The sequence below is a fragment of the Candidatus Polarisedimenticolaceae bacterium genome, assembly GCA_036376135.1.
Classification (GTDB): domain Bacteria; phylum Acidobacteriota; class Polarisedimenticolia; order Polarisedimenticolales; family DASRJG01; genus DASVAW01.
Genome location: DASVAW010000010.1, coordinates 1 through 26,549, shown reverse-complemented (window position 1 = coordinate 26,549; position 26,549 = coordinate 1). Strand labels below are relative to the sequence as shown.

At 71.4% G+C, this 26,549-nt stretch carries 26 protein-coding genes; 15 read left to right on the top strand and 11 right to left on the bottom strand.

Annotated features, from left to right (window positions below):
- Positions 1–239: 239 nt before the first annotated feature.
- From VF139_00960 to VF139_00945, 4 genes are read left to right on the top strand one after another with little or no spacing between them, the layout of a single operon-like run.
- Positions 240–935 carry a response regulator transcription factor gene (locus VF139_00960; GenBank protein HEX6849947.1) on the top strand — a complete coding sequence of 232 codons (696 nt, stop codon included), beginning with the start codon at positions 240–242 and terminating at the stop codon, positions 933–935.
- A gap of 14 nt (positions 936–949) precedes the next feature.
- Positions 950–2,500, top strand: coding sequence for a Ppx/GppA phosphatase family protein (locus tag VF139_00955; GenBank protein ID HEX6849946.1), 1,551 nt, complete (start codon positions 950–952; stop codon positions 2,498–2,500).
- The gene (locus VF139_00950; GenBank protein ID HEX6849945.1) at positions 2,497–4,071 is read left to right on the top strand and encodes a CHAD domain-containing protein; all 1,575 of its coding nucleotides are present in this window, start codon (positions 2,497–2,499) and stop codon (positions 4,069–4,071) included. Before VF139_00955 ends, VF139_00950 begins: the two co-directional genes overlap by 4 nt.
- Positions 4,071–4,217 carry a hypothetical protein gene (locus VF139_00945; GenBank protein HEX6849944.1) on the top strand — a complete coding sequence of 49 codons (147 nt, stop codon included), beginning with the start codon at positions 4,071–4,073 and terminating at the stop codon, positions 4,215–4,217. Before VF139_00950 ends, VF139_00945 begins: the two co-directional genes overlap by 1 nt.
- A gap of 76 nt (positions 4,218–4,293) precedes the next feature.
- Here the strand turns inward: VF139_00945 and VF139_00940 are convergent, their stop codons facing one another.
- Complete coding sequence (locus VF139_00940) at positions 4,294–5,244, bottom strand: alcohol dehydrogenase catalytic domain-containing protein (GenBank protein HEX6849943.1); 951 nt, start codon at positions 5,242–5,244, stop codon at positions 4,294–4,296.
- Positions 5,241–6,644 carry a sigma-54 dependent transcriptional regulator gene (locus tag VF139_00935; protein HEX6849942.1) on the bottom strand — a complete coding sequence of 468 codons (1,404 nt, stop codon included), beginning with the start codon at positions 6,642–6,644 and terminating at the stop codon, positions 5,241–5,243. Before VF139_00935 ends, VF139_00940 begins: the two co-directional genes overlap by 4 nt.
- Before the next feature lie 206 nt (positions 6,645–6,850).
- Here VF139_00935 and VF139_00930 point away from each other — a divergent pair, with 206 nt between their 5' ends.
- The 4 genes from VF139_00930 to VF139_00915 are packed head-to-tail and all read left to right on the top strand — an operon-like array spanning position 6,851 to position 9,788.
- Positions 6,851–7,039, top strand: a complete 189-nt coding sequence (locus VF139_00930) for a hypothetical protein (protein ID HEX6849941.1) — start codon at positions 6,851–6,853, stop codon at positions 7,037–7,039.
- A 25-nt stretch (positions 7,040–7,064) separates the two neighbouring features.
- The gene (locus tag VF139_00925) at positions 7,065–8,567 is read left to right on the top strand and encodes a TlpA disulfide reductase family protein (protein HEX6849940.1); all 1,503 of its coding nucleotides are present in this window, start codon (positions 7,065–7,067) and stop codon (positions 8,565–8,567) included.
- Complete coding sequence (locus VF139_00920) at positions 8,564–9,271, top strand: uracil-DNA glycosylase (protein HEX6849939.1); 708 nt, start codon at positions 8,564–8,566, stop codon at positions 9,269–9,271. Before VF139_00925 ends, VF139_00920 begins: the two co-directional genes overlap by 4 nt.
- Positions 9,272–9,308: 37 nt before the next feature.
- Positions 9,309–9,788 carry a methylglyoxal synthase gene (locus VF139_00915; protein ID HEX6849938.1) on the top strand — a complete coding sequence of 160 codons (480 nt, stop codon included), beginning with the start codon at positions 9,309–9,311 and terminating at the stop codon, positions 9,786–9,788.
- A 4-nt stretch (positions 9,789–9,792) separates the two neighbouring features.
- Here the strand turns inward: VF139_00915 and VF139_00910 are convergent, their stop codons facing one another.
- Positions 9,793–10,497 carry an HAD family hydrolase gene (locus VF139_00910; protein ID HEX6849937.1) on the bottom strand — a complete coding sequence of 235 codons (705 nt, stop codon included), beginning with the start codon at positions 10,495–10,497 and terminating at the stop codon, positions 9,793–9,795.
- A 27-nt stretch (positions 10,498–10,524) separates the two neighbouring features.
- Here VF139_00910 and VF139_00905 point away from each other — a divergent pair, with 27 nt between their 5' ends.
- Positions 10,525–11,598: a glycosyltransferase family 9 protein gene (locus VF139_00905; GenBank protein ID HEX6849936.1), complete on the top strand. Its 1,074-nt coding sequence runs from the start codon at positions 10,525–10,527 to the stop codon at positions 11,596–11,598.
- Between the two features lie 47 nt (positions 11,599–11,645).
- Here the strand turns inward: VF139_00905 and VF139_00900 are convergent, their stop codons facing one another.
- Genes VF139_00900 through VF139_00885 form a run of 4 tightly spaced genes read right to left on the bottom strand, consistent with a single transcriptional unit; the run spans position 11,646 to position 15,089 of the window.
- Positions 11,646–12,344: a TIGR00730 family Rossman fold protein gene (locus tag VF139_00900; GenBank protein HEX6849935.1), complete on the bottom strand. Its 699-nt coding sequence runs from the start codon at positions 12,342–12,344 to the stop codon at positions 11,646–11,648.
- Positions 12,344–12,946, bottom strand: coding sequence for a UbiX family flavin prenyltransferase (locus VF139_00895; GenBank protein HEX6849934.1), 603 nt, complete (start codon positions 12,944–12,946; stop codon positions 12,344–12,346). The genes VF139_00900 and VF139_00895 overlap by 1 nt, the downstream gene beginning before the upstream one ends.
- Positions 12,947–12,978: 32 nt before the next feature.
- Positions 12,979–13,842: a UbiA-like polyprenyltransferase gene (locus VF139_00890; GenBank protein ID HEX6849933.1), complete on the bottom strand. Its 864-nt coding sequence runs from the start codon at positions 13,840–13,842 to the stop codon at positions 12,979–12,981.
- Entirely contained in the window at positions 13,839–15,089 is a 1,251-nt protein-coding gene (locus VF139_00885) for an amidohydrolase family protein (protein HEX6849932.1), read from the bottom strand. The genes VF139_00890 and VF139_00885 overlap by 4 nt, the downstream gene beginning before the upstream one ends.
- Positions 15,090–15,167: 78 nt before the next feature.
- On the opposite strand from VF139_00885, the gene VF139_00880 reads away from it, so the two are divergent.
- Complete coding sequence (locus VF139_00880) at positions 15,168–15,839, top strand: hypothetical protein (GenBank protein HEX6849931.1); 672 nt, start codon at positions 15,168–15,170, stop codon at positions 15,837–15,839.
- 40 nt (positions 15,840–15,879) lie between these two features.
- Complete coding sequence (locus VF139_00875; protein HEX6849930.1) at positions 15,880–17,421, top strand: PQQ-dependent sugar dehydrogenase; 1,542 nt, start codon at positions 15,880–15,882, stop codon at positions 17,419–17,421.
- Here the strand turns inward: VF139_00875 and VF139_00870 are convergent.
- From VF139_00870 to VF139_00860, 3 genes are read right to left on the bottom strand one after another with little or no spacing between them, the layout of a single operon-like run.
- Positions 17,330–17,983: a GNAT family N-acetyltransferase gene (locus tag VF139_00870; GenBank protein HEX6849929.1), complete on the bottom strand. Its 654-nt coding sequence runs from the start codon at positions 17,981–17,983 to the stop codon at positions 17,330–17,332. The two genes, VF139_00875 and VF139_00870, sit on opposite strands and share 92 nt — an antisense overlap.
- On the bottom strand, positions 17,980–18,480 hold the full coding sequence (locus tag VF139_00865) for a DUF5362 family protein (protein ID HEX6849928.1): 501 nt from the start codon (positions 18,478–18,480) through the stop codon (positions 17,980–17,982). The genes VF139_00870 and VF139_00865 overlap by 4 nt, the downstream gene beginning before the upstream one ends.
- A gap of 24 nt (positions 18,481–18,504) precedes the next feature.
- The gene (locus VF139_00860) at positions 18,505–19,416 is read right to left on the bottom strand and encodes a DNA-formamidopyrimidine glycosylase family protein (GenBank protein ID HEX6849927.1); all 912 of its coding nucleotides are present in this window, start codon (positions 19,414–19,416) and stop codon (positions 18,505–18,507) included.
- An 85-nt stretch (positions 19,417–19,501) separates the two neighbouring features.
- On the opposite strand from VF139_00860, the gene VF139_00855 reads away from it, so the two are divergent.
- Complete coding sequence (locus VF139_00855) at positions 19,502–21,904, top strand: putative metal-binding motif-containing protein (GenBank protein ID HEX6849926.1); 2,403 nt, start codon at positions 19,502–19,504, stop codon at positions 21,902–21,904.
- Here the strand turns inward: VF139_00855 and VF139_00850 are convergent.
- Positions 21,901–24,771: a tetratricopeptide repeat protein gene (locus VF139_00850; GenBank protein ID HEX6849925.1), complete on the bottom strand. Its 2,871-nt coding sequence runs from the start codon at positions 24,769–24,771 to the stop codon at positions 21,901–21,903. The genes VF139_00855 and VF139_00850 overlap by 4 nt on opposite strands.
- A 43-nt stretch (positions 24,772–24,814) precedes the next feature.
- Here VF139_00850 and VF139_00845 point away from each other — a divergent pair, with 43 nt between their 5' ends.
- From VF139_00845 to VF139_00835, 3 genes are all read left to right on the top strand, one after another.
- Positions 24,815–25,276, top strand: coding sequence for a Rid family detoxifying hydrolase (locus tag VF139_00845; protein ID HEX6849924.1), 462 nt, complete (start codon positions 24,815–24,817; stop codon positions 25,274–25,276).
- A 73-nt stretch (positions 25,277–25,349) separates the two neighbouring features.
- Positions 25,350–26,252, top strand: coding sequence for a hypothetical protein (locus VF139_00840; protein HEX6849923.1), 903 nt, complete (start codon positions 25,350–25,352; stop codon positions 26,250–26,252).
- Positions 26,253–26,280: 28 nt separating this feature from the next.
- A partial coding sequence (locus tag VF139_00835) for a DUF2277 domain-containing protein (protein ID HEX6849922.1) occupies positions 26,281–26,549 on the top strand: 269 nt, incomplete at its 3' end.

Sequence of the window (26,549 nt, the reverse complement as noted above, 5' to 3'; positions counted from 1 at the left end):
CGCCGACCGGTTCTCGTCCGCGGAGTCCGATCCGGTCGAGGCCGCCAAGCTCGCGTCGTGGGTGGCGGCTCGCCGGAGGAACGGACTGCTGCCGCCGGACTTCGGCCTGCTTCCCGGGTTCTCGGCGCGCACGATCACCGGCGGGCCCGTCAAGTTACAGTGACTTTACGGGGGCGTAACGCGCCGCCGTCCTCCGCCTCGTAACCTCCCCGCGGGGACACGATCCGGGGAGCGTTCGCATGGCCGGAAAGATCCTTGTGGTCGACGACGAGCGCGACATCGTGGGGGCGCTCCAGCACGTCCTGACCCGCGAAGGATTCCAGGTCGCCGAGGCGTACGACGGCCGAGAGGCGCTCGAGGCGATCCGGCGCGAACGTCCCGACCTCGTGCTGCTCGACGTGATGCTCCCGGAGGTGTCGGGGGTCGAGGTGTTGAAGTCCCTGCGCGGGGGGAGCGCGTCCCCGGCCCTGCCGGTGATCCTGCTCACCGCCCGCAAGGACGAGATCGACCGGGTGCTGGGGTTCGAGCTCGGCGCCGACGACTACGTGACGAAGCCGTTCAGTCCCCGGGAGATCGTCCTGCGGGTCAAGGCGGTGCTCAAGCGAGGCGCCGGCGGAACGGAGGACGACGCCCGCACGTTGCGCTGGGGGCCGATCGAGGTCGACCTCGACAACCACCGTGCCGCCGTCGCCGGGCGCTCCCTGGGTCTGACGATCACCGAGTTCCGCCTCCTCGCCGACCTGGTGAAGGCGCGCGGGCGCGTCCGTACGCGCGAGGCGCTCCTCTCGGAGGTCTGGGGCTACGACGCCGAGGTGATGTCGCGCACCGTGGACACGCACATGCGCCGGCTCCGCCACAAGCTGGGCGATGCCTCGCCGTGGCTGGGAACCGTGCGCGGCGTCGGCTACCGGGTGCAGGATCCCGGGCCCGCATGAACTAGACTGGTGCCGTGCGCGTCGCCGCCATGGACGTCGGCACCAACTCGGTGCACATGATCGTCGCCCAGGTCGATCCCGACGGGCACTTCCGCGTCCTCGACCGCGCGAAGGAGATGGTGCGGCTCGGCCGCAACGGGCTCACCCACGGACGGCTGACGGCGACGGCGATGGAGGCCGGCGTCCGCTCGATCGCCCAGTTCAAGACGCTCGCCGAGCGACAGGGGGCCACGCGGATCCGCGCCGTGGCGACGAGCGCGGTGCGCGAGGCGCGCAACGGCGGCGACTTCATCCAGCGGGTGAAGGAGCAGACGGGGATCCGGCTGAAGGTGATCCCCGGCCGGGAGGAGGCGCGCCTGATCTGGCTCGGCGCCGTCCAGGCGATGGACCTGCGCGGCGAGCCGTCGGTGATCCTCGACATCGGGGGGGGGAGCGTCGAGCTGATCGTGGTCGAGGGCGGCCAGCCGACGGCGCTGCACAGCCTGAAGCTCGGGTGCGCGCGGATGACCGAGCGGTTCCTGCACGGGGATCCCCCGACGGCGCGTTCGGTCAAGGATCTCGACGCGCACCTCCGTCACGAGCTCGAGGCGGCGGTGCACGCGGCGCGGCACGCGGGGGCGCGCCGGGTGATCGCGACGTCGGGGACGATGTTGTGCCTCGTCTCCATGGCGGCGCACCGGCTGGGCGTGCACCCCGGAAAGACGCTCCACGGGGTGACGGTGGCCCCCTCCGAGATCGCGCGCCTGGCGAAGACGCTCCGGGAGTCGGAACGCGAGCGGCGGCTGCGCCTGAAGGGCATGGACGCCAAGCGCGTGGACCTCATCTACGCCGGGGCCGCGGTGGCCGACCAGATCCTGCGCGGGATCCGGGCGACCTCCCTCACCGCCTGCACGTGGGCGCTTCGCGAAGGGATCCTCGTCGACTACATCCAGCGCCACGGCAAGGGGATCGAGGAGAGCGCGCGCTTCGCGGACGTGAGGCGGCGAAGCGTCGCCCGGCTGCTCCGGCGTCTCGGATACCACGGCCCGCACCACGAACACGTCGCGAAACTCTCGCTCCGGCTCTTCGACCAGCTTCGGGATCGACTCGGGTTGTCCCCGGCGCACCGGGAGCTGCTCGAATACGCCGCCCTCCTGCACGACATCGGCCATCTGATCGGGCGCGAGGACCATTACCTCCATTCGTATTACCTGATCGTGCACGGGGAGCTGTTCGGCTTCACCCGCGAGGAGGTGGAGCTGATGGGGCAGGTCGCCCTGCACCACCACCGTCGCGGAATCCCCAAGCCGCCGTCGGACCCCGAAGTGCCGCTCCCCACGACGGAATGGAAGGCGATCCGCGCGCTCAGCTCGATCCTGCGACTGGCCGAGGGACTCGACCGGAGCCACTGGGGGATCGTCTCGGACGTTCGCGTCGCGAAGCGACGCTCGGGGGGAGCCGTCCTCGAGCTCCGCACCGACGGGCACGACGCGGCCCTGGAGGTCTGGGAGGCGGGTCGCCGCACCGAGCTGCTCGCGAAGCTTCTCGGCGGCGAGGTGCGCCTGCGGGTCGCCGGCCGCCGATGATCGAGCTCCGGCTCGACGCTCCCGATCCCGCTTCGCTCGAGGCGCTCCTCGGGGCCACGACGGTCGGCGGGATCCGATGCCTGCCGGGGCCCGCGCTTCGACGAACCGCCGACGTCGTCGACACTCCCGACTGGGCGCTTTCTCGGGCTCGGGTCGCGCTCGAGCTGCGTCGCCCCGCCGGGCGGTGGGAGCTCGTGGCGGCCTGGGACGACGAGACGACCGGCCCGCTCCGGCGACGGCGCGAGGTCCGCCAGGCGCTCGCGTCGGCGTTGAGGGTTCCCCTGGGGCTTCCCGACGGGCCCGTCGCCGACCGGGTGCGCGCGATCGTGGCGGGTCGGCCGTTGTACCCGGTAGCGTCGACGACGCTCGTGCGTCGCCGCATCGACTTTCCGGTCCGGCCCCGGGTCGGGTCGGCACGGCCCGTCACGGTGCGTGCGTTCGCCGACACCCTTCTCGTCGGTCCCCCGGACGGCGTCCAGGCCTCGCGACTCGACAAGGTCGTGCTGCGCGCGGCCGAGGCCGGAGCGCCGTGGGTCGAGCGCCTCGCGTCGTTGATCGCGAGGGACTTCGGGTTCGTCCCGACCCGGCTTCCCCGGACCCTCCGCGCGCTGATGCTGGTGCACGGCGACGTGCCCTTCCTCGACCGTGCCTCGGGTCCCGTCGTTGCGACCGACGTGCTCGGCATCGCGGCGCGCAAGGTGCTCGCCCTCCACCTGCGCCGGATGCAGGCGCACGACCCGGGGACGCGTGCGGGGGCCGATCCGGACGAGCTGCACGACATGCGCGTGGCGACGCGACGCCTGCGGGCGGCGCTGCGGGTCTTCTCGCCCGCTCTCGCGCCGCAGGCCCGCGAGCGCTTCGCCGACGGCCTGCGACGGCTGGGGCGATTGCTGGGGGCCGTCCGGGATCTCGACGTCCAGATCGAGCGGGCCCGCGCGGTGCCCGCCGCATTCCTTCGCCACCTCCAGGAGCGGCGCGAGACGGCGCGCGCACGGCTGCGGCGGGGGCTCGACCGGGCACCCTACCTCGGTCTCCTCGCCGATCTCGACCGTTTCGCGGAGGGCGCGGCGAGGGGAGAGACGCCTCCGCAGGCCCTCGACCCCGTCGGACCGCACGCCGCGGCGGCGATCGCACGGGCGTTCCGTCGGCTCCGTCGAGCCGGTCGCGCCGCCGAGGCGCGACCCACGGCGTCCGCGCTGCACGAGGCGCGCATCCGGGCGAAGCGCCTCCGTTACGCCCTCGAGTTCTTCGCGGAGGCCGGGGGAGCGGACGCGGCGGAGCTCGTCGAGAGGCTGACGGAGATCCAGGACCTCCTCGGCGCGCACCAGGACGCCGTCGTGGGCATGCGGTTCGCGCGAGGATGGGGAAGGGCGGGCGGTCCCGAGGGCGCGGTCGTCGCGCGCATCGCCGAGGAGAGGGCGAGCGCCGCCGATTGCCGGCTGCGCTTCGGGCGGGCCTGGCGGAACTTCGATGCACGCGCGACGCGACGCCGCGTGGAGAGCGTCGTCCGGCGCCTCGATCCGGCGAGCGGCCTGAAAAAGAAAGGGGACGCCGCGTCCGGCGTCCCCTGATGTCTGTTGGATTCGGGCTCGCTTACTTCTTCGCGGCCTTCTTCTTCGTGGTCTTCTTGGCGGCCTTCTTCGCGGCCTTCTTCTTCGTCGCCATGTCCGCTCACCTCCTTCCGTGCGGCCGTCCGAGGACGACCTTCGTTCTCTGATGCATCGCCGACGAATATAGAGGGGTCGGACGGGGTGTCAAGATGCAAAGTGAGGTCTCGCGCACGTCGAGCGCGCTCACGGAGCGAGCAGCACCTTCATCGACGCGCGATCGGAGGCGAGCGCGAAGGCGCTCGCGGCGTCGTCGAGCGCGAAGCAGGCGGTGCGGAGCCCGGCGACGAGTGCCGGGTCCGCGGCGAGGTGCGCGAGCGCGGGCTCGAAGCGACCGCACCTCGATCCGACGATCGTGATCTCGTCGATCACGACGGGCGCGAGCGCGATCGGCGCCGAGCCGTGATAGGTGCTCTTCAGCACGATCGTGCCTCTCGGGCGCACGAGCGCGAGGGCGCGTGCGAGACCCTGCGGGGACCCCGTCGCCTCGATCACGAGGTCGAAACCGCGCTCGATCGCCGCGTCGGCCCGGGCGGCTTCGAGCCCCGCGGCGCGGGCGAGGGCGAGTTTGCCCTCGCTCCGGCCGAGGACGAGGGGAGGCGCCCCCGCCCGCGCGAGGACGCGGGCGCACAACTGCCCCAGCCGGCCCGCGCCGAGCACCGCGGTCCGCGATCCTGCGGGGACGACGACCTGCTCGAGGACCTCCCAGGCGGCGGCGAGGGGCTCGCAGAAGACCGCCGCCTCGTCGGGCACCGCCGCGGGGACCTCGCGGAGGTTCGCGAGCGGGAGGCGGAGACGTTCGGCGAAGGCCCCGTCGCGGCCGAGGATCCCGAGCACCGTCCGGGAGGGGCAGTGACGGCCGAGCCCGCGCGCGCAAGCCTCGCACCGTCCGCACGCCGCGTTGATCTCGCCGACCACGCGGCGGCCGACCCACGCCGGATCGGGCGACGACTCGACCACCCCCACGAACTCGTGCCCCGGAATGCCGGCGAATCCCATGTACCCGCGCGCGATCTCGAGGTCGGTGCCGCAGATCCCCGCGAGCCGGACTCGAACCACCGCTTCGCCGGGAGCGGGGACCGGGTCGGGGCGCTCGACGACGACGGCGCGTCCCCCGGCGAAGGCGATCGCCCTCACGCGGTCCCCGCCCTTCGCCTCGGGCGGCGCCGCGTCGACGGGATCGCCAGCCCGAGCTCGCGGATCTTCCGCTGGAGCGTGCGAACGCCGATCCCGAGCAGGTGCGCGCTGTGGGTGCGGTTCCCCCCGGTGTGTTCGAGCGTGCGTCGGACCAGGAGCGCCTCCGCGTCGGCGAGCTTCATGCCGGGCGAGAGCTCGGGTCGCTCCACCCCCGGGGGCTCGCGGACGATCGACGGTGGAAGGTCCTCGGGGCGGATCCTGTCCCCCGCCGAGGCGACGAGCACGCTCTCGAGGACGTTCTTCAGCTCGCGGACGTTCCCGGGCCACGCGTATGCGGTGAGCGCCTCGAGGGCGGCGGGTTCGATCGCCTTGCGCGGGACCGCGTTCGCCCGCGCGAGCTCGTCGAGGAACGCCTGCACGAGGGGAGGGATGTCCGAGCGCCGCTCGCGCAGGGGAGGGACCTGGATGGTCACCACCTTGAGGCGATAGTAGAGGTCGCGGCGGAACCCGCCGCGCTCGACGAGCTTCTCGAGGTCGGCGTTCGTCGCGGCGATCACCCGGACGTCCACGCGGATCGAGTGGTCGCCGCCGACGCGCATGAACTCCTTCTCTTCGAGGACGCGCAGGAGCTTCGACTGGGACGGCGGGTCCATCTCGCCGATCTCGTCGAGAAACAACGAGCCCTTGTGCGCCATCTCGAACTTGCCGCGGGTCCGGGCGTGGGCCCCCGTGAACGATCCGCGCTCGTGGCCGAACAACTCCGACTCGATCAGGTTGGCGGCGATCGCCGCGCAGTTGATCGCGATGAACGGCTGCTCCCGTCGGGACGAGTTGAAGTGGATCGCGCGGGCGACGAGCTCCTTGCCGACGCCGCTCTCCCCCTGGACGAGGACGGTCGCGCGCATCGGGGCCACGCGGGCGATCCGCTCGAGGACCCCCTTCATCGCCGTGGACTGCGCGACGAGGTGCTTGAAGCCGTGATGCCGGGAGACCTCGTCCTGCAGGAGCGCGATCCTGGAGCCGAGGTCGAATCGCTCGAGGATGCGCTCGAGCCGCGTGCGGAGCTCGAACGGGTCGGGCGGCCGTTGGACGTAGTCCTCGGCACCCTCGCGCAGCGCGAGCACGGCGTCGTGCAGCCGTTCGGGGGCGGCGAGGACGAGCACCGGCGTTCCCGGTGCCCGATCGCGCACGGTGGCGAGCGCGGCCGTGTGTTCTCGCGTCAGCTGGAGGATCACGGCGTCGTGATGGTGGCGATCGAGGTGAGCGAGCGCTTCGTGCAGATTCGAGGCGACCGAGACGGGGTAACCGGCACGGGCCAGGATCCCCTGCGTCCGTTCCCGGAGCCCCGCATCCTCGTCGACGACGAGGACGCGCTTGTTCTCCGGAGAGATGACGCTCACGCCGGCCACTATATAAGGAGGGATCGAAGGTCGGCCACGTTGGCCGGAATAGCTGCGGAGCTCGGCCAACGTGGCGTGCCCCAATCCCACCCAATTCACTCCGCGCTACGGCCAGGTGACGCTTTTTCGACACAATTCGGGCGACCCACGAGGCGGTCCGGCGGGCATGCGGCTTGATGTCAGAAGAATCCGGGAGGAGCCACCCCGTGCCTCGCAAGCCTGCCCGTCCGACGTCCGACGTCCCCGTGCCGGTCGTCAACTACGCCTTCGGCGACCGCACCTACCAGATCGACACGAAGCGACAGAAGGTCTATCGGCAGTTCGTGGAGATCGAGACCTCCCGGGCCGCGGAGATCTTCGCCAGCTGGCGCGCACAGAACGTCGTTCGCGTCTGATCGGGTCGTCGGATAACGTGATCGCGTGACCTGCCGATTCCCGGCAGGGCGGGTTTCCGCCCTGTTCGTCGCGTTCGCGCTCACCGGCCCCGCGCCGGCCGAAGCGTTGCCTCCGGGCTTCGTGTGGACGGCCCCGACCGGCGAGGCCTCCTGGCGAGTTTCCCTCGAGCCGGTCGCCATTCCCGCCGAACCCGTCGCGCTCGAGGCGCGCACCCCCTTCACCCGGATGCCGGAATTCGACCTCGCGCTCCTCGACGGCTCGCGCGTGTCCAGCGCGAACGTCCGCGGGAAGGTCGTCGTCCTCGACTTCTGGGCGACCTGGTGCGGCCCCTGCCTCAAGTCGCTTCCCAAGATGCAGCAGCTCTGGGCGACGGAGAGTCCGAACGGCCTCGTCTCGATCGCGATGAACTCCGACGAGCCCGAGCCGATCGTCCGCGACTTCGCGAAGCGGCTGGGACTGACCCTTCCGATCGCGATCTACGACGACGCCTTCAGCCAGGCGCTCCGCGTGAAGACGCTGCCGACCGTGATCCTCGTCGACAAGGCCGGCCGGATCCGCGGCCGCTGGGACGGCTACGGCGCCGGGCTCGAGCTCACGATCGCCGACCGCGTCCGCGCTCTGCTCGCGGAGCCGGAGAACGCGGTGCCCCCCGGCCGGCGTGTCGCCGACGTGGTCGATGGGGCGGGGCGGTTCGACGTCGCCTGGGCCTCGGACTTCCCGCCGGGCCTCCGGGTGAGCGGTGTCTCGGTCCTCGGGAGCGGTCCGACCTCCCGCGTGGTCATGACCGCGGGGGACATGCTCGCGGTCCTCGGCTCCGACGGCGCGATCGGTCCCAGGATCCAGATCCCCTCGACCGGTTGGCGGCTGTCCTCGCCGTCGCCCGCGGAGAACTCCGACGTCGACGTCGTGGCCTGGCGACCCGGCTCTCCCGATCTCCTCGCGATCGATCTCGACGGTCAGCGCCTGCGCCCGTGGGCGGCGCCGAGCCCCGTCGTCGACGTCGATCTGGCCGGCGAGCGGGCCACCTTCGCCACGCTTGCCGGCCTCGCCTTCGCCGACCTCGCGAACGGCACCTTCGAGCGGCGGGGCGAAGCGCTTCCGCTTCGAAGCGTCGCGGCGTACGGCGCCGGCGGGAAGAGCCTCGCCGTGCTCGACGACTCCGAGAAGCTCCAGTGGTTCGACGCGGAGGGGAAGGCGCGCCGTCCCGCGGCCGCGACTCCGGCGTACTCCTGGTCGCTGGCCTGCGCGGCGGCGGACGGCACGGTCGGCGTCGTGCCGTCCACGGTGGTCGCGACCGCGTGCGGGCGGTTCGAGCCGGGAACGAAGGGGCGCCAGGCCGCGATCGCGCTTCGCACCGGCGATCTCCTCGTCGTCGACCTCGCCGAGGGCCGGATCCGGTTCCGGGCGATGTGGCCGGGGATCGGCGATCTCGCGGCCGGTGACCTCGACGGCGACGGCGGCGACGAGCTGATCGTGGGCGCGGGACGCACCGTCGCCGCGTTGAAGGCGGCCGCCGCCCCGAAGTGAACCGGGCCTGGCGCGAACACGAGCGGCAGCTCGTCGCGTGCGCGCGATGCCCGCGCCTGCGGGAGTGGTGCGAGACGGTCGCCCGGGAGAAGCGCCGCGCCTTCCGGGACCAGACGTATTGGGGAAAGCCGGTTCCCGGGTTCGGCGATCGCGACGCCCGCCTGCTGATCGTGGGACTCGCTCCGGCGGCACACGGCGCGAACCGGACCGGGCGCATGTTCACGGGGGACGGCTCGGGGGACTGGCTCTACGCCGCGCTCCACGAAACCGGCTTCGCCTCCCGGCCGACGGCCACACGCCGGGGGGACGGCCTGACCTTGCGCGACGTCTTCGTCACCGCTTCGGCGCGCTGCGCCCCTCCCGACAACAACCCGACGAGGGACGAGCTCGACGCCTGTGCCCCCTTCCTCGATCGGGAGCTCGACCTGCTGCACCGCGTGGAGATCGTCGTCGCGCTCGGCTCGATCGCGTGGGATACGGTTCTGCGTCGGGCGTCGCGCGTGGCTCCGGCGTCGGTCCCCTCGCCCCGGCCGAAGTTCGGCCATCGCGCGAGGGCGACCGCGGTCCTCCGTCGGGGGGCCGACCCGGTGCTGCTGCTCGGGAGTTACCACCCCAGCCGCCAGAACACGCAGACGGGGAGGCTCACGCGGGAGATGTGGGAGGCGGTTTTCCGGGAGACCGCCGCGCGCCTGTCACCCCGATGAACCCCGTCGGGAGTACGCTCCCGTCGGGGAGGATCCGATGGAGACCCGGACGATCGCCATGGACGCGCGCAAACGCATCGCGCTCGTCGCGCACGACCACAAGAAGCGCGACCTGCTCGAGTGGGCCCGATTCAATCGGGACCTGCTCGTGCAACACGAGTTGTGGGCGACCGGCACGACCGGCTCCCTGCTGGAGGAGGCGCTCCACGTTCCGGTGAACAAGCTCGAGAGCGGCCCGATGGGAGGCGACCTTCAGATCGGGGCGAGGATCGCGGAGGGGAAGCTCGACTTCCTGATCTTCTTCTGGGACCCTCTCGAGGCCCAGCCGCACGACCCGGACGTCAAGGCGCTGCTGCGGATCACCGTCGTCTGGAACATCCCCGTGGCCTGCAACCGCGCTTCCGCGGACTTCGTGATCTCCTCGAGCCTGATGGGGACGCCCTACGTGCGACGTATTCCGGATTACGAGACCTATCGCCGGCGGCTGCGGAAGGGGGCGAAGCGGACGACCGCGTGACGGCTCAGCGCCCGATCGCGTCGAGCACGCTCCCGACGTCCCGAAGATCGTCGAACAACGCGTCCGGGGCCGACGCGGCGAGCCGTTCCCGTGGCGTCCAGCCGGTGGCGACCGCGATCGCGCGGAAGCCCTGCGCCCGCGCGCAGGCGACGTCGAGCTCCGTGTCCCCGACGACGAAGACACGGCCCGACTCGAAGGAGATCCCCGTGTGCGCCACCGCCTTCTCGCGCGCGATCCGGGCGATCTCGGAGCGATCGGGATGGTCGGAGGCGAATCCGCCGAACGCGAAGTAGCGGTTGAGGCCGAACGGAGCGAGCTTGATCCGCGCGCCGCGCTCGATGTTCCCGGTGAGCAGCCCCAGATGGACCCCGTCGGTCGCCTCGAGGGCCTCGAGGGTCTCCACCACGCCCGGGAGCACCCGCCGACGCGGGTTCGGATGCGCCATCTCTTCCCCGAGGGCGGAGAGATACGCGTCACGCAGCGCCCGCTCGCGCTCCTCGAAGTGATCCCCGTCGATTCCCGCCTCGCGCGCCAGATCGGCGAGGATCCTCGGGTCGGTGCGCCCGTCGAACCGGACCTTGCCGAACACCTCGGAGACGTCGCCCACGTGGAAGACCTCTCGGAAGGCGCGCTTCAGGCCCAGCATGCCGGCGCGGGCGGTGTCCACGAGGGTGCCGTCGACGTCGAAGAGCACGAGGGTGGGGAGCATGGCCGGCGGCATTGTAGGCTGTGCCCCGTGCTCCAGGCCCATCCGACCCTCGTGCAGGTCGACCGGCGGCCCGAGGTGGTGCGTACGCCGGGGGAGCCGTTCGCGTCGGTGCGGCGGCTGCTCGTGGTGCGCAACGATCGGCTGGGAGATCTCGTGCTCACCCTTCCCGCGATCGCCGCGCTCCGGGCGACCTACCCCGGTGCGTGGCTCGGACTCGTCGTGAAGCCGTTCGCCGCCCCCATCGCCGCGTGCGTGGACGGGGTGGACGAGGTCGTCGTCGACGCGGGCACGCAGGAGGCGCTGATCGAGCGCTTCCAGTCGTTCGCCGCGGATCTGCTGGTTTCGATCGCGCCGGGCGGGCGGGCGGGGTGGTGCGCCTGGCGCGCCGGGATCCCGCACCGCGTGGGGCCGGGGTACCGTCTCTACTCGCCGATCTTCGAGCGCACGATCGAGGAGCACCGCCGCAAGGGGGTGCGCCACGAGGTCGAGCTGGCGCTTTCCTACGCGCATCGCGCGGGGGCGAAAGGGGGCGCCGCGCGTTTCCCGCTGCGGCTTTCCGACGACGCCCGGGCGTCGGTGGATGCATGGCTGTCCGAGCATCACGTCCCGTCGCGGTACGTCGTGCTCCACCCGGGGAGCGGAGGGTCGTGCCCGGGGTGGCCTGCCGGGCATTTCGCCAAGCTCGCGGAGCTGCTGATCGGCGAGGAGGTGGGTGTCGTCGTGTCGGTCGGGCCTTCCGACGAGGCGGCGGCACGGGCGCTCGACGCCGCGGCGATTCCCGTGCGACGGGCCCCCCGGTTCGGTGGGGATCTCCCGTCGCTCGCGGCGCTGCTCGCCGGCGCCTCGCTCGTCGTGGCCTCGAGCACGGGACCCCTCCACCTCGCGGCGGCGCTCGGCACGCCGACGATCGCGCTCCACGCGCCGTGGCCCACGTGTGGACCCGGACGATGGGGGCCGTACGCGGTGAACGGTTGGGCGATCGTGGCCGAGCTCCCCGAGGCGATGGAATGGTCCCGCTCGGAGCGTCGCGCGCGGGGCGCCGAGCTGCTCGCGATGATCCCGCCGGCTGCGGTCCTCGCCGAGGCGTTGCGCAGGCTCTGAGGAACCGGGACAGCAACCGTCCCTGGTTGCGAAAACGGTTGCTGTCCCTATTTGCTCCGGTAGAAGCCGGCGATCTTGTCCCAGGCCGATCGAGGGTCGTCGGCGTATTCGAACAGGAGCAGATCGTCCTCGACGATGAACTTCTGCTCGACGAGGTGGTTCCAGTCGATCAGCCGGCGCCAGAACGCACTGCCGTAGAGGATCACGGGGACCGGCGCGACCTTGCGGGTCTGCACGAGCGTCAGCGTTTCGAACAGCTCATCGAGCGTGCCGAACCCTCCCGGAAACGCCACGAGCGCCTTCGCCCGGAGCATGAAGTGCATCTTGCGCAGCGCGAAATACCGGAACTGGAAGCTCAGCTCGGGCGTGACCCAGGGGTTCGGCCGCTGCTCGTGCGGCAGTTCGATGTTGAGCGCGACGCTCTTCGCCCCGGCCTCGGTCGCGCCGCGGTTGGCGGCTTCCATGATCCCCGGTCCTCCCCCGGTGACGATCACGTACTCCCGCTTTCCGTCGGACTGGCATGCCTCGGAGACCAGACGTGCGAACGCGCGGGCGTCCTCGTACATCGCCGAGCCGGGCGCGGTGCGGGCGCTGCCGAAGACGACGATCGTCGACTCGATGCGGGCCTCCTGCTGGAGCAGCTCCGCCTTGAGGAACTCCAGCTGCAGGCGCACCGGGCGGAGCTCGTCCCGATTCAGGAGCGGGATGTCCTCGTACGCCTTCGTGAACGCGTCGATGCCGTTCATCAGCCCTCCCAGGCGGGGAACAGACGGTGGTCGATCGAGAGGAGCGAGAAGACCCGCCCCACGATGAAGTCGGCGAGGTCTTCGAGCGTCGCGGGCTTCTGGTAGAAGGCGGGCATCGCCGGGACGATCGCCGCCCCGGCGAGCGCCGCGGCGCGCAGGTTCTCGAGGTGGACCAGGTTGAGCGGAGTCTCCCTGGGGACGAGGATCAGCGGGCGCCGCTCCTTGAGCGTCACGTCGGCGGCCCGCTCGACGAGGTTCGACGAGGCGCCGCGCGCGATCCCCGAGAGCGTCTTCATCGAGCAGGGAATCACGACCATCCCGTCCCAACGCTGCGAGCCGGACGCGATCGACGCGCCCAGGTCGCGATCGGGATGGAGGGTGAGTGTGCCGGTGCGTTTCCCGGCCCCCCAGGTGCGGTCGATCCACGCCTCGAACGACTCCTGCTTGAGGTTGAGGCCGAGCTCTTCGATCAGCAGCCGGTTCCCGAAGTCGCTCGCCACCAGCTCGAGCTTCACGCCGGCCTCGAGCGCCGCTTTGACCAGTCGCGCGGCGTAGATCGCGCCGCTCGCCCCGGTCACCGCCACGATCAGGCGTTTCGCCATACCGACCTCGCGCGGCGTAATCAGGTCCCCAATCACGCCAGCCAGACGCAGACGAGCACGACCGCGAAGTAGACCACGCTGATCGTGCCGTTCGCGTTGAAAAAAGCCATGCCGAGTCGGGAGAGATCCTCGGGGTGGAGCAGCCGGTGCTGCCAGACGACGAGCCCCGCGATCGCAGCCATGCCCGGCCAGTAGAGGGGGTGCAGCCCCGCGACGACACCGACCGCCGCGAGCAGCCCGAGCGCCGCCGCGTGGAACAGGCGTGCGAGGTTGAGCGCCCCGGCGAGGCCGAACCTCGCCGGGATCGAGTGGAGACCGGAGGCCCGGTCGAACTCCACGTCCTGGCAGGCGTAGACGGTGTCGAACCCCGCCACCCAGAACAGCACCGCCGCCGCGAGCAGCCACGCGATGGGGTCGAACGTCCCGGCGACCGCGACCCACCCCCCGACCGGCGCGATGGCGAGCGCGAGCCCCAGGACGAGATGGCTTCCCCAGGTGAATCGCTTGGTGAACGAATACCCGAAGATCACGACGATCGCGACGGGGGAGATCGCGAGGCAGAGCGGGTTCAGCATGAAGCAGGCCAGCAGGAAGATCCCCGTCAGCGCGAGCGTCGCCATCCACACCGAGACCCGCGACAACGCCCCGGCGGGGAGCTCGCGCGTCGCGGTCCGCGGATTGCGCGCGTCGATCGCCTGATCGACGAGGCGGTTGAACCCCATCGCCGCGTTGCGCGCGCCGATCATCGCGACGACGATCCAGAGGACCTTCCCCGGGGTGATCCCGTGCCGCGAGGCCGCGAGGGTCGCCCCGGACAGCGCGAAGGGAAGCGCGAAGACGCTGTGGGAGAACTTGACGAGCCGCCCCCACGTGACGATGGTCCGGCCGACGGTCACGCGGCCCGCGCCTCCCAGGGGGCGGCGTCGAGGGCGAACGCCGCCGCGGGATTCCACGTCACGACCTCGATCGGATCCCACGCGGGGTCCTCGAGGGGAACGACGACGAGGCTGGCGAGGCGCCCCTTCTCGATCGTGCCGAGGTCGGCGGAGATTCCGAGCGCGCGCGCGCCGTTGAGCGTCGCCATGCGCAGCGCCGCCGCCGGGGCGAGCGTCGGATGCTCCTCGCGCAGCGCCTGGATCTCGGCGAACAGATCGAGGTCGGGGGACGACGCGAGCGAGTCGGTGCCGATCGCGACCGGGATCCCCGACCCGAGCAATTTCGGCACGGGGGCGACGCCGACGCCGAGGGTGCGGTTGCTCCGCGGACAGGTCACGACCGTCGTGCCGCGCGCCTGCAGCCGCGCCATGTCGGTGTGCGTGAGATGGACGCCGTGCACGGCGAGCGTCCGCGGCGTCAGCAGGCCCAGGCGGTCGAGATGGTCGACCGGCGTGAGCCCCGGGGCCTTCCAGGCGTCGTCCCAGACGCCGCGTTCGCGCAGGAAGTCGGCGAAAGGCCCCGTGCCGTCCCGCAGGAGGCGCACCTCGTCCTCGCTCTCGGCGACGTGGATCGCGATCGGCTCGGAGGTCGCCGCCGCGCGTCCGCCCAGCGCCTTGAGGAGAGGCGCGGAGGTCGAGTGCGCGGCGTGCGGCGTCAACGCGAGGAGGAGGCGACCACGTGCCTCCTTCACCGCCCGGTCCGATTCGATGGCGTCGAGCGCGACGGCGGCCCGCTCGAGGATCCTCTCCGCGTCCGCCGCCCGCCATCCGAGCAACTCGTGGAACATCACCCCGCGAAGCGTCGACGCGGCGAGCAGGGCGGGAACGAGCGTGGTGTTCTGGACGTCCCCGACGGCGACCGTCCCGCGCGACGTCATCCCCTCGATCGCGGCCTTGGCGGCCGCGCGGATGCGGGCCTCGTCGGCATCACCCCGCCGCGCGACCACCGCGCGGATCCACCCGACGTAGTCCCCGTCCGGAAGCCCGACCTCGTGCATCCACGAGAGCTCGAGGTGCGTGTGCGCATTGACGAGCCCGGGCATCACGATCGCCTCGCCGAGGTCGCGGACCTCCGCGGCCTTCACCGATTTGACGACGTCCTTGCGGCGGCCGACCGCCACGACCCTGCCGTCCGCCACGGCGACCGCGCCGTCGACCACCGGCGGCGAGCCTACGGGGAGCAGGTGCCGAGCGGTGTAGACCAGCATGGGGTTCTCCGGCGCGAATGTGGACGGGGATTATAGGAATACGGGCGGAGGCGCGCCCGGTGCCTATAATCGACGCCGATGCGATCCCCCGCGCTGCTCCTGACCCCCCTCGTCGTGGCCGCCGCGTTCGCCGCCGACCCTCCCGGACAGGCCGAGGTCTACCGCGCCATGGGCATACGCCCCGAGGCGATTCTCAATGGCTCGATCCTGGCGGCGAAGGTCGTCGAGGGGGGCGCCCGCCAGACGGTCGCGATCGCGACCTACCTGACCGGCAAGAAGGAGGACGCGGACGCCGTCGGCGTGAAACTCGTCGTCTTCGACGCCGCATCCGGCTTGAAACCGCTCTACGAGCGCGACTTCGCGAAGGAGAACGCCGGATTCGTCGGACGCGGGGAGATCCAGCTCGTCGATCTCGACGGCGACGGACTCATGGAGATCCTCCCGTCCTGGGACAACGTCCGGTCGAAACTGGTCGACGAGCGCCGGGGCGAGGTCCTGGTCCGGGAGGGCGGCGCTTTCAAGGTCGGATGGTCGGGAGAGCTGAAGTACGACGCCACCCGGGCGGTCCGCGAGGTTCCCGACGACCGGCGCGATCGGTACGAGCGGGAGGTCGACATCCCGGCGACGATCAAGACGCGCGGGATCACGCTGTTCTTCAACAAGAAGGTGCAGGCCGTGGCGGGGCAGAGGCTCCCCGCGCCGAGAATCGTGCGGGAGACGTTCCCGCTGCGCCCCCCGCCACCCGAATAGTGCGCTTGCCGCGCGGCGGCGGGCACCGTACAACCGGGCCATGCGCGCCCCCATCGTCTTCCTCGCCGCGGCGATCGTCGCGGCCCCCGCCCACGCCCAGCTCTGCTCGGGGATCTCCGAGGTCTCCGCCACGCCGCTCACCACGGTCCTCTACGCAAACGGCTTCCTGCGCCCGCTGTTCGTCACGGCGCCCCCGGGCGACACGTCGAGGGTGTTCGTCGTCGAGCAGGACGGGACGATCCGGATCCTCAAGGACGGCGTCCCGCTCGCGACGCCGTTCCTCGACATCGCGGCGATCGTGCGTTCGCCGGCCGACCTCGGCGCGGGGAACGAGGAAGGGCTGCTCGGCCTCGCCTTCGCCCCCGACTACGCGACGAGCGGCAGGTTCTTCGTCTACCACACCAACACCTCGAGCAACAACGTGGTCGCGCGTTACTCGGTCAGCGCCAACCCGGACGTCGCGGACGCCGCGAGTCGCGTCGAGGTCATCACCTTCAGCCACCCGGTGCAGACCAACCACAACGGCGGGATGATCGCCTTCGGTCCGAACGACGGATACCTGTACATCGCCACCGGGGACGGCGGAGGCTCCTGCGATACCTCGAACAACGCGCAGACGCTGACGAGCCGCCTCGGAAAGCTGCACCGCATCGACGTCGCGACGCTTCCGTACACGATCCCCGCCACGAATCCGTTCGCGGGCGGCGCGGCCTCCGACGACGAGGTCTGGTCCTACGGCCTGCGCAACCCCTACCGCTGGTCGTTCGATCGCGCGAACGGCGACCTCTACATCGGGGACGTCGGGCAGGGTCTCTGGGAGGAAGTGGACTGGCATCCCGCCCCCGACGCCGGCCGGTCGAGGAACTTCGGATGGAAGAACTACGAGGGGAGCGTCTGCCCGAATCCCTCGTGCACGGGCGTGACCAACTGCACCCTGACCGACAACACCCTCCCCGTGCTCACCTATTCGAGCGGGGCGACCGCCGAGTGTTCGGTGACCGGCGGGTACGTCTATCGCGGGTGCCGGATGCCGGCGCTCCGCGGGACCTACTTCTACGCCGACTACTGCTCCGGGAAGCTGAGCTCCTTCGTCATGGCCGGGGGGGTCGCGACCAACCAGCTCAATCGCACCCTCGAGCTCGCGCCGGGAGGCGGCCTCGTCATCGACGAGGTCACGTCGTGGGGGGAGGACGGCCGTGGGGAGCTGTTCATCGTCGACCGGGCGGGGGAGGTCTTCAAGGTCGTTCCGATCCTCCCGAACCTCGAGGTCTCCGGCCCGGGAGCGGCGGCGTTCTCGCTCAGCCGGACCGGCGACTGGAGCTGGGAGAACCTGGCCCTCACGTCGTCCCACCCGATCGTCGAGTACCAGGTCTACCGCAACGTCGGGAACGGGTCGGGGACCTTCGACTGCATTCGGAGGCAGGCGGGAACCGTGTGGCCGGGGGGCGATCCGAACGCCCCGGTCGCCGGCGGGCTCTACAGCTACGTGGTCACCGCGACGAACGCCGCGGGGACGAAGACGAGCCCCGGGACCTCGACCTCGGGGGCGCCGCGCTCGCTTTCGGCCGCCGCGTGTCCTTGACCTCGAGCCGATAGATCGGCCGCGTGGGCGCGGGGCGCGCGACCTCTTCGAACCCGGCCTTCTCGAACGACGCCGGGAGGCCCGTCCACACCCACGCTGCGGGGGTGTGCGGGTCGCGGGTGTCCATCGGGTAACCCTCGAGAAGCGTCGCACCCTGCTCGCGCGCGTAGGCGGTCGCGCCCTCGATCAACTTCGACGACAGCCCCCGGCGCCGCCACCCCTTCTCCACGAACAGGCAGGTGATCGACCAGACCGGCCGGTCGTCGAGGGGCCGGAGGGTGCGGGCGCGGGAGAGGCGCGGGTAGTCGTCGCGCGGGGCGATCGCACACCAGCCGAGCGGGACGTCGCCGTCGTAGGCCAGGATCCCCACGGGCGCCCCGGAGGCGACGACCTTCCGCAACGCGCGGCGGTTGGGCTCGCCCTTCGCGGCGACCCAGGACTTCTGCGTCGCGTGCCGCCACCACATGCACCAGCACCCCGCGCACGCGCCGCGCGGACCGAACAGCGCCTCCAGGTCGGCCCAGCGGTCGGGGGTGAGGGGGCGAAACGTCGGACGGCTCACGGCTTGAGCACCCCGCTGGCGGCGAGGACCGCGAACACGACGATCCCCACGAAGTAGAGCGCCATCCCGGCGATCGTCGCGATCCCCATGAAACGCCAGAAGCGCATCTGAAGCTCGAGCGCGCGGGTGAGGCTCGCGGGTTGCCGGTCCTGGACCAGCCTTCCGATCGACAGGCCGTACTGCAGCAGACGGACCCCCGGGTAGATGTAGAGGCCGCCGGCCAGGAAGTAGAAGATCCCGATCGCCCCCATGACCCCGCGCGGCATCCCGGGGGTGTCGGGGATCGAGCCCATCGAACCGAGCAAACCGACGAAGACTCCCATCACCAGGAGCAACCCGGCGCCGAGAAAGCTGAGGATCGAGAGGAAGATGACCCAGGGGCGCGTCTTCCGCAGCGCCTCGATCGCGGTGTGGGGAACCTCCCCGCCCGGGCCTTCAACGGCCGTGAAGTTCTCCGTGCGTGGCGGGGCGAAGGGGGAAGGCGGCATCTCGCTCATGGACGGCCTCCTGACGGCGTCATCCTACCGTGCCGACCTCGACGCCTTGAATTGTTCGAGCTCATCGAGCGTTCTCGGCCAGTCCGATCCGAGCAGGCGGGACAACCCGCGGTCGGCGAGGAGCTTGCCTCCGGTCTGGCAGGTCGCGCAGTAGTTCGCTTCGTTGTCCGCGTAGCGGATCCGCTGGACCGGGGAAGCGCAGATCGGGCAGGGTTTCCCGAATCGACCGTGCACCGCCATCTCCGCCCGGAACGCGGTGACCTTCTCGGGGAACGCGCGCCGCGCCTCCCCTGCGAGGCGGTCGATCCACTCCCGGAGGACGCCGACGACGGCGTCGTGCAGTCGCGCCATCGCCGCGTCGTCGAGGCTCGTCGTGAGCGTCGTCGGCGACATCCGCGCGCGGTGGAGGATCTCGTCGGAGTATGCGTTCCCGACTCCGGAGAGCAGATGCGGATCGGTCAGGGCGCGCTTGAGCGTGTGTCGCTCGCGGCGCAGCGCCGCGGCGAACGTCGCGATGTCGACGTCGAGCGGCTCGATGCCTCCGGGGTCGTGGGCGGCCAGTTCGGTTTCGCCCTCGACGAGGTGCAGGGACGCCCGTTTCCTGGAGCCCGCCTCGGTCATGGTGAGCGAGCCCGTCGGGAAGTCGAACGCGGCGAGCGCGAGCTTGCCGGCGAGCCTCACCCCGCGCTCCTTCCAGTGGAGCCGCCCCGCGATCATGAGGTGCACGACGGCGAAGCGGTCTCCCTCGAAGGCGACCACGATCCGTTTGCCGAGGCGGCGCAGTCCGGTCACGCGTCGCCCCGCCAGCGCCGCCGGGGGCGGGCTCACCGAGCGCAGGAGGAAGGGGCTCGCGATCCGCATGCCCTCCAGCGGGTGGCCCAGGATGCGGGGTTCGAGGGCGACGAGGTAGGCCGAGATATCGGGGAGCTCGGGCACGTCCGGGAGGTTAATGCAGAAAGTCCCCGACAAAACAGGGTGGACGGGGTACTAATCCCCGTACCGCGACCGGAGGCCGTCCATCATGAAGAAGCTCCTACCGCTCCTCCTGCTCCTGGCGGGGACCGCGCCCACCCAGGCGCTGGAGTTCAGCAAGACGATCGACCGCCGGTTCCCGGCGTTCATGTATTGCCCCATCGACAACCAGTCGTTCGACCTGACGTTCACCGCCGAGAGCGACCGGGTCCGCATCCGGATCTCGGGAGCGAACTACGCCGGGACCGAATGGCTGCAACAGCGGCTCGACAACATGGTCGTGGTCGAGAAGGCCGTCTTCGACGCGAACCGGATCCTCACCCCCGGCTTCGAGGACTGCTACATCTCGCCGGGGCCGGCGAACTACCCCGGGTACAACTGGACCGCGGCCGGCACGACGGAAAAATTCCTCGACCTGTTCGACGCGAACGCGTCCGCGTGGGACCTCACGAACTTCGGCTTCTACGACAACGGGACCTTCGCCTCGGCACCGAGGAATCCGGTGACCGGCGGCGATCGCACGGGGGGCGCGCTGGCGCTCGGGCGGCAGACCGACGGGTCGGTCAACGTCTCGACGGACTTCACCGTCACCGGCCTCACGCCCGGGCAACTCTACGTCCTGACCGGTTGGTGGTACGTCAACGCGTTGACGCCGCTGACGGTGACCTTCAACACCAATCCCTGCACCGACGCCGATGGCGACGGCGTGACCGACTGCGGCGGCGACTGCAACGACCGCGACCCGAAGATCTACCCGGGGGCGGCCGAGGTCTGCGAGGGGCGCGACAACGACTGCGACGGGAGCGTCGACGAGGGGACCTGCGACAAGACGTGCGACGTGCCGGCGAAACAGGGGGGAGACCTCCGGATCACGACCGCGGACTTTCTCTCCGAGCGCCCGGCGATCGCCTGGAACGGCGTCGACTACGCCCTCGTCTGGAAGGACTCGCGCAACGGCGACCAGGAGATCTGGTTCACCCGCGTCACGCCGTCGGGCACGAAGGTCTTCCCCGAGGTCTCGCTGACCGGCGCGTGCTCGGACTGCGTGAACCCGAAGATCGCTTGGAACGGAGCCGAATACGGCGTCGTCTGGAGCCAGGGCGGCGCGATCCAGTTCCGCCGGTTCGATCGGAACGGCGCGCCGATCGGCGCCGCTTTGCCCCTGAACGACCCCGCGGGGTTCTCGGCGGACGATTCCGACATCGTCTGGACCGGCAGCGAGTTCGGCGTCGTGTGGAACCAGTGGATCAACGCGATCGAGATCCGTTTCGCGCGCCTCGCCCGCGACGGCGCCCTGAAGAGCCGTTTGCTCCCGGTCACCGACAACAGCGGGTTCGGCGGCAACGCGCACCCGCGCCTCGCCTGGAACGGCACCGTCTACGGGATCGCCTGGGAGGGGGACGGCGGCACCAACCAGGAGATCTTCTTCGCACGGATGGACCCGCGGCAGGGGCTGCTGGGCAAGACCCAGATCACCAACCACGGCTCGGGAGCGTTCCGCCCGCATCTCGCCTGGACGGGGACGGAATGGGGGCTCGTCTGGGAAGACAACCGGACCTTCACCGAGATCTACTTCCAGCGCGTCACGGCCGCGGGGGCCGAGACCGGCGCCGAATTGCGGGTGACGACCGCCTCCGGCGTCTCGAAGGAGCCGTCCCTCTCCTGGACCGGCTCCGAATACGGCGTCTTCTGGGGGGACGACCGCACGGGCGATCCCGAGATCTGGTTCGGCCGGATCACCTCCGCCGGGGCGAAGGTGGGGGTCGACCAGCAGATCACGACCGCCGCGGGAACCTCGCAGCAGCCCGCGGCGGCCTACGCCGGCTCGAAGTACGGCGTCGCCTTCAACGACGACCGATTCGAGTTCGATCAGGAGATCCTGTTCCTCCGGCTCGGATGCGACTGCACGGACGCCGACCTCGACGGGCGGACCACCTGCGTGGAGTGCGACGACGCGCGGGCGGCGGTTTACCCCGGGGCCGCGCAGGTCTGCGACGGCTTCAACAACGACTGCAACGACGCCGCGTGGCCCCTCCCGACCGGGACGAACGAAGCCGACGGCGACGGCGACACCTTCTCCGCGTGTTCGGGCGACTGCAACGACGCCAACGCCGCGATCTGGGGGACGCCGGGGGAAGCGCGGTCTCTCGTCCTTTACCACAGCAAGCTCAGCGGCGCGACGACGCTCGAGTGGACGGCGCCCTCCTCGCCCGGAGGGACGGCACCGGCGTACGACACGTTGCGCTCGACGGTTCCGAACAACTTCACCTCGAGCGCGACCTGCGTTGAATCGAACGACGCTTCGAACACCGCCGCCGCCGACGCGACCGCGCCCGGCCCGGGAGGGAGGTTCTTCTACCTCGTGCGGGCCGAGAACGCCTGCCCGTCGGGGCAGGGGGTTCTGCATCGCGACAGCACGGGGGCGACGGTGACCGGAAGGGCCTGCCCCTAGCGGCTGCCGGTCAGCACGAACGCGGCCCAGTAGAACGGCGCGGCCGTCGCGGGGTTCGCCCTCACCTTGCGCTTCGCCTCCGCGAGCGCGGAGGTGAAGTCGGGCGACTTCTCGCGGGCCAGGTTTCCGAAGAACGCGCCGACGAGCGCCGCCGCCGACGCATCCTCGACCTTCCACTGCGTCGCGACGACTCGGCGGGCCCCGCGGGCGAGAAACCCGCGCGCCAGCGCGAAGACGCTCTCGCCCTCGACCGCCGCGCCCGCACCGGACGCGCATGCGGACAACACGGCCAGCTCGCTGCGGAGGTCCATCTCGTAGAGCTCGTAGAGCTGCAGCATCCCGTCGTTCTCGCCGCTGCGCGCGAGGGCCGCGGGGGGCGTGAGGGCGAGACCCGCGACAAGGTCGCCGCGCCCGTAATCGACCGCACCGTGCACGGCGAGGTGGACGTACCACCGGTTCGGGAGAGCCCGGCGCACCCCCGGCTCGTCGGCCCGGTCGCCCGACAGCGATTCCGTCCTGCGAAACGCCGCGGAGACGGCCCGGGACTCCTCGCGGGTCCCCGGCAGCGGTTTCCAACGGGAGGCGCCGGCGCGCGCGTACGACGGATCCGAGACCGTCAGCACCCCGCGTTCGGCGGGGACCGGCGGCCGGGACGCGAGGGTCGCCAGCGTCGTCGCCGAGGGCGCGTAGCGGACCGCGGGCCCGGCGTCGAGCCAGTACCGCCCGGGCGCGACGACGAGCGCCTCGAACGGGAGCCGCGCGAGGGGGCCGTCGGCGACGATCACCGCGACCTTCGCCGATTCGAGCGCGGACCGGACCGGCTCGGGGACGAGCCGTTCGAACAACGCCGCGAGCTCGGGGGAGGGATCCTCGTCGAACCCCGCCCGCGGAGGCCGGGAGATGCGGTCCAGCACGCCGGCCGGTCCTTCGAGCGCATCGTCGAGCGCGCTGCGCCTGCCCTCGCGGCCGAGCGACACCGCCGTCGGCGGAGCCCCTGGCTTCACCACGAACGCCCACGACGACGCTTCGCCGACGACGTAGGCGAGCATCACTTCGTCGGGGCGAAGCACCGCGTCGGGGTTCGCGGCGGGGCCCCCCGTCGCCTCGCGCCACAACGCGCTGGCGTTGAGGGTCTCCTCGCGCACCTGTCGAAGCGCCGCCGCCGCATCGGCCGCCTCGGCGCGCGCGGCCTCCGCGAGCGCACGCCGCCGCTCCTCCGGCAGGTCCGTCCGGAACGGCACGGATCCGAGGCGCGCCTGCGCCTCGGCCAGACGCGTCCTCGCGGCGCGCTCTTTCGCCTCGAGCTCCTTCCGACGATCCCCGGCGATCCCCGAGCGGACGTCCACGTTCGCCGCTTCGAGCTGGTCGAGGAGCGCGCGGGCCCGCGCGCGCTCGCTCCACGCGAACGCCTCGGAGAACCGCCCCTGGGAGGCGAGCAGGTCGATCAGCTCGACGAAGGTCTCGCGGTGCCGCGCCAGCGCCGCCGAGCGGGCCGTCTCTCCTCCACCGGCGTCGCGGCGAAGCGTTTCGATCGCGCCCGCCGCCGCGGTCAGGTCCCGCTCCGCCTCGGCGAGATCGCCCCGCGATCGCAGCAGCGTCGCCCGAAGACGTCGCGTCCGTGCGACGACGTCGGGATACGCCGCCAGCCGCTCGAGGGCATCGATCGCCTTCCCCGCTTCCTCGATCGAGCCGAGCACCCGTGCGAGCGACGCCCGCGTCGACGCCGTGTCGAAGTGGTCCGCCCCGAAGATCGCCTCGCGGATCGCGAGGGCCCGCCGGTAGAGCGCGGCCGCCTCGTCCTTCCGCTCCGCCATCTCCTCGAGGCGGCCCCGGTCGTCGAGGATCTGTGCCGTGAGCGGATGTTCCTCGCCCACGGTACCGGCCAGCAGCCGTTGCGCCTCGTCGAACAGCTCCCTCGCGCGGGTGCGTCGCCCGGAGTCCCGATACAGGACCGCGAGCTGGCCGAGGTGCGTCGACAGGTCGGGGTTGCCCGGGCCGAGAGCCTTGCGCGCGAGCTCGAGCGAGCGCAGGTAGAGCGGCTCCGCCCCGTCCGGGTTTCCCTGGAGGCGCAGGATCTCCGCGAGGTTCAGCAGCCCCACCGACATCGCGCCGTCGTCGGGCTCCTCCGCCCGCTCGCGTTTCTCGAGGGAGCGGCGCACGAGGTCCTCGGCCTCCGCGAGCCGCCCGCGGTCCTTCAGCAGCCCCGCGAGGTTGTTCTCCAGCCGCGCCGCCACCCCGGTCGGATCGGGTCCGCCGGCGAGCTTCGCGAGCGCGCGCCGGAAGACCGCCTCGGACTCGTCGAGCCGGTCCTGCTGGCGGTAGAGCTCGGCGAGGGAGTTGCGCGTCTCGGCGAGCTTGGCGGGATCGCCCGATGCATCGCCCACGCGGATCTTCTCGGCTTCGGCCAGCAGCGCCTCGGCTTCGCCGAGCCTCCCCATCCGGAGCAGGACGATCCCGAGGCTGTCCAGGCTCGCCGCGATCGCCGGGTCTCCGGCCGGAAGCGTGTCCCGCCGGATCGCGAGGGCCGTGCGCTCGTGGGCCTCCGCGTCTTCCCAGTTGCCGAGCACGTAGGCGAAATCCGAGAGGGTGGACCAGCTCTTCGCGGTCTCGGGATGGCGCTCGCCGAAGGCGTTCGTGCGGACCGCCAGCGCACGCCGGAAACACCCCTCCGCGGCCGCGATCGACCCTTCGGCGCCCGTCTGCGCGACCTCGATGCCGAGCTCGTCCATCGACGCGGCCGCGGCGGCCGGGTCGGTCGAGCGCTCGAGCGCGTCGAGGCGGGCGGGGAGCTCGGCGAGGCCGGGGGGCGCGGCGAGGGCCGCGGGTGCGACGGCGAGGATCGCGAGCAGGGGCAGGAACGAACGCATGAGCGGAGTGTATCCCTGTAGGATCGCGCGACGGAGGTGTCCCGTGAACCGACCCCACCGGTCGTTGTGGACGGCGCTGCTGCTCACGCTCTTCGTCCCGGCCCATGCCGCCGAGCGCAAGCCGATCGAATACCTCGATTCCGGGAAGGTCTTCCCCGCCGGCCTTCCCTTCTCGGAGGCCGTGCGCGTGGGGAACACGCTCTACCTATCCGGCCAGATCGGCCTCGTTCCCGGGTCGATGAAGCTGGTCCCCGGCGGGATCCAGGCCGAGTCGAAGCAGACGATGGACAACATCAAGTCCTCCCTCGAGGCCCACGGCTACACCCTCGGCGACGTCGTGAAGTGCACCGTCATGCTCGCGGACATCGCGGAGTGGGGGACCTTCAACGAGGTCTACAAGACCTACTTCGAGAAGCGGTACCCGGCGCGCAGCGCCTTGGGCGCGAACGGCCTGGCGCTCGGCGCGCGGGTCGAGGTCGAGTGTCTGGCGGCGAAGGGGAAGTGAGGGGAAGCCCGTGGAGGATGGACGTTTCACGCTTTGCGGCGTAACGTCCGGGAACTTCGTCGGGGGTCTTGCGATGACATGCTCGTGGATGCTCCTGGTCGCGTCTTCTCTCGCGTCGGTTCCCGCCGTCGCGGCCTCGAATCCAGCCGCGCCGGTGACCTGGGAGCAGGTCCGCGACGCGATCGGCGAGACGATGTGCGGCGACGTGCTCACGTCCGGCGGGAAGACCATGGTCCACGTGATCGTGCGGGATCGTGCGCGCTGTTCCTCGGGGGAGTCGACGCCGCTTCGACGGGCGGTCGATCGGGCGATCGAGGATGCGGGGTTCGTCCTCGTGTCGATGTCGAGCGACGCGCCCCAATCGGACACGTCGACGACGCCGGAAGCCGCGACGCGGGTGGTGCGGGCGTATTACCTCGGCTCGCCGGCGTACCTCCGTCCCATCCTGCTGCGCCTTCCGGCCGAGCTCGCCGAGGAGGGGTTGGCGTGCAGCGACTGCCCGGATCCCCTTGCCGACCCGATCCGGCGCGTGGGCTGGAGCCAGTTCTTCCCCTACCTCGCCGCGCAGGTGTGGCCCGATCGGGTCAAGACGCCGCGCGGTCCCGACGGCGCACCGACGGGGCCGCCGAGGTACTCGTTCCACATCTGCAGCGGGTTGAACGGGCTGTCCGAGATGAAGGAGCCGGATCTCCTGCTGGCGCGCGCGGCGTTCGTGTCGGCGATCATGAACTCGACGGTGACGCAGCAGACCGGAAAACACTTCGAGGCGGTCCTCGGGGAGGACGCGTTCAAGGCGCTCGCGGACGACGACGCGAAGACGGCCTACCTTCGCGGGCGCATCCGCGAGGAGCTGGCACGCGACGAGACCGTCAAGTCGGCGGTCTGCGAGCGGCTGCGGCAGCGTCGGGACGATCTCGGTCTCGAGGTCGATGGGTGCGAAGGGCCCCCTCCTCCGGTCGAGAGCCCGAAAGGGTGAGTCGTCCGGGACGATCGATGGAGCGTTCATGTGCCGCAACATCCGGACGCTGTTCAACTTCGAGCCCCCCGCCACCGACGAGGAGATCCGCGCCGCGTCGCTGCAGTTCGTGCGGAAGCTGAGCGGCTTCCAGCAGCCCTCGCGGGCGAACCAGGCGGCGTTCGAACGGGCCGTCGCCGAGGTCGCGGACTCGGCGCGCGTTCTCCTCGCCTCGCTGGTGACCCAGGCGCACCCTCGCGACCGTGAGGTCGAGGCGGAGAGGGCCAGGGCGAGGTCGCGGGAGAGGTTCGGTCTGAA

What these genes read in the sequence shown, in the direction of transcription:
- VF139_00960 (HEX6849947.1), top strand. Translation starts at nt 240, where the DNA reads ATGGCCGGAAAGATCCTTGTGGTCGACGACGAGCGCGACATCGTGGGG.
- VF139_00950 (HEX6849945.1), top strand. Translation starts at nt 2,497, where the DNA reads ATGATCGAGCTCCGGCTCGACGCTCCCGATCCCGCTTCGCTCGAGGCG.
- VF139_00945 (HEX6849944.1), top strand. Translation starts at nt 4,071, where the DNA reads ATGTCTGTTGGATTCGGGCTCGCTTACTTCTTCGCGGCCTTCTTCTTC.
- VF139_00915 (HEX6849938.1), top strand. Translation starts at nt 9,309, where the DNA reads ATGGAGACCCGGACGATCGCCATGGACGCGCGCAAACGCATCGCGCTC.
- VF139_00910 (HEX6849937.1), bottom strand. Translation starts at nt 10,497, where the DNA reads ATGCTCCCCACCCTCGTGCTCTTCGACGTCGACGGCACCCTCGTGGAC.
- VF139_00900 (HEX6849935.1), bottom strand. Translation starts at nt 12,344, where the DNA reads ATGAACGGCATCGACGCGTTCACGAAGGCGTACGAGGACATCCCGCTC.
- VF139_00895 (HEX6849934.1), bottom strand. Translation starts at nt 12,946, where the DNA reads ATGGCGAAACGCCTGATCGTGGCGGTGACCGGGGCGAGCGGCGCGATC.
- VF139_00885 (HEX6849932.1), bottom strand. Translation starts at nt 15,089, where the DNA reads ATGCTGGTCTACACCGCTCGGCACCTGCTCCCCGTAGGCTCGCCGCCG.
- VF139_00880 (HEX6849931.1), top strand. Translation starts at nt 15,168, where the DNA reads ATGCGATCCCCCGCGCTGCTCCTGACCCCCCTCGTCGTGGCCGCCGCG.
- VF139_00875 (HEX6849930.1), top strand. Translation starts at nt 15,880, where the DNA reads ATGCGCGCCCCCATCGTCTTCCTCGCCGCGGCGATCGTCGCGGCCCCC.
- VF139_00865 (HEX6849928.1), bottom strand. Translation starts at nt 18,480, where the DNA reads ATGAGCGAGATGCCGCCTTCCCCCTTCGCCCCGCCACGCACGGAGAAC.
- VF139_00855 (HEX6849926.1), top strand. Translation starts at nt 19,502, where the DNA reads ATGAAGAAGCTCCTACCGCTCCTCCTGCTCCTGGCGGGGACCGCGCCC.
- VF139_00850 (HEX6849925.1), bottom strand. Translation starts at nt 24,771, where the DNA reads ATGCGTTCGTTCCTGCCCCTGCTCGCGATCCTCGCCGTCGCACCCGCG.
- VF139_00840 (HEX6849923.1), top strand. Translation starts at nt 25,350, where the DNA reads ATGACATGCTCGTGGATGCTCCTGGTCGCGTCTTCTCTCGCGTCGGTT.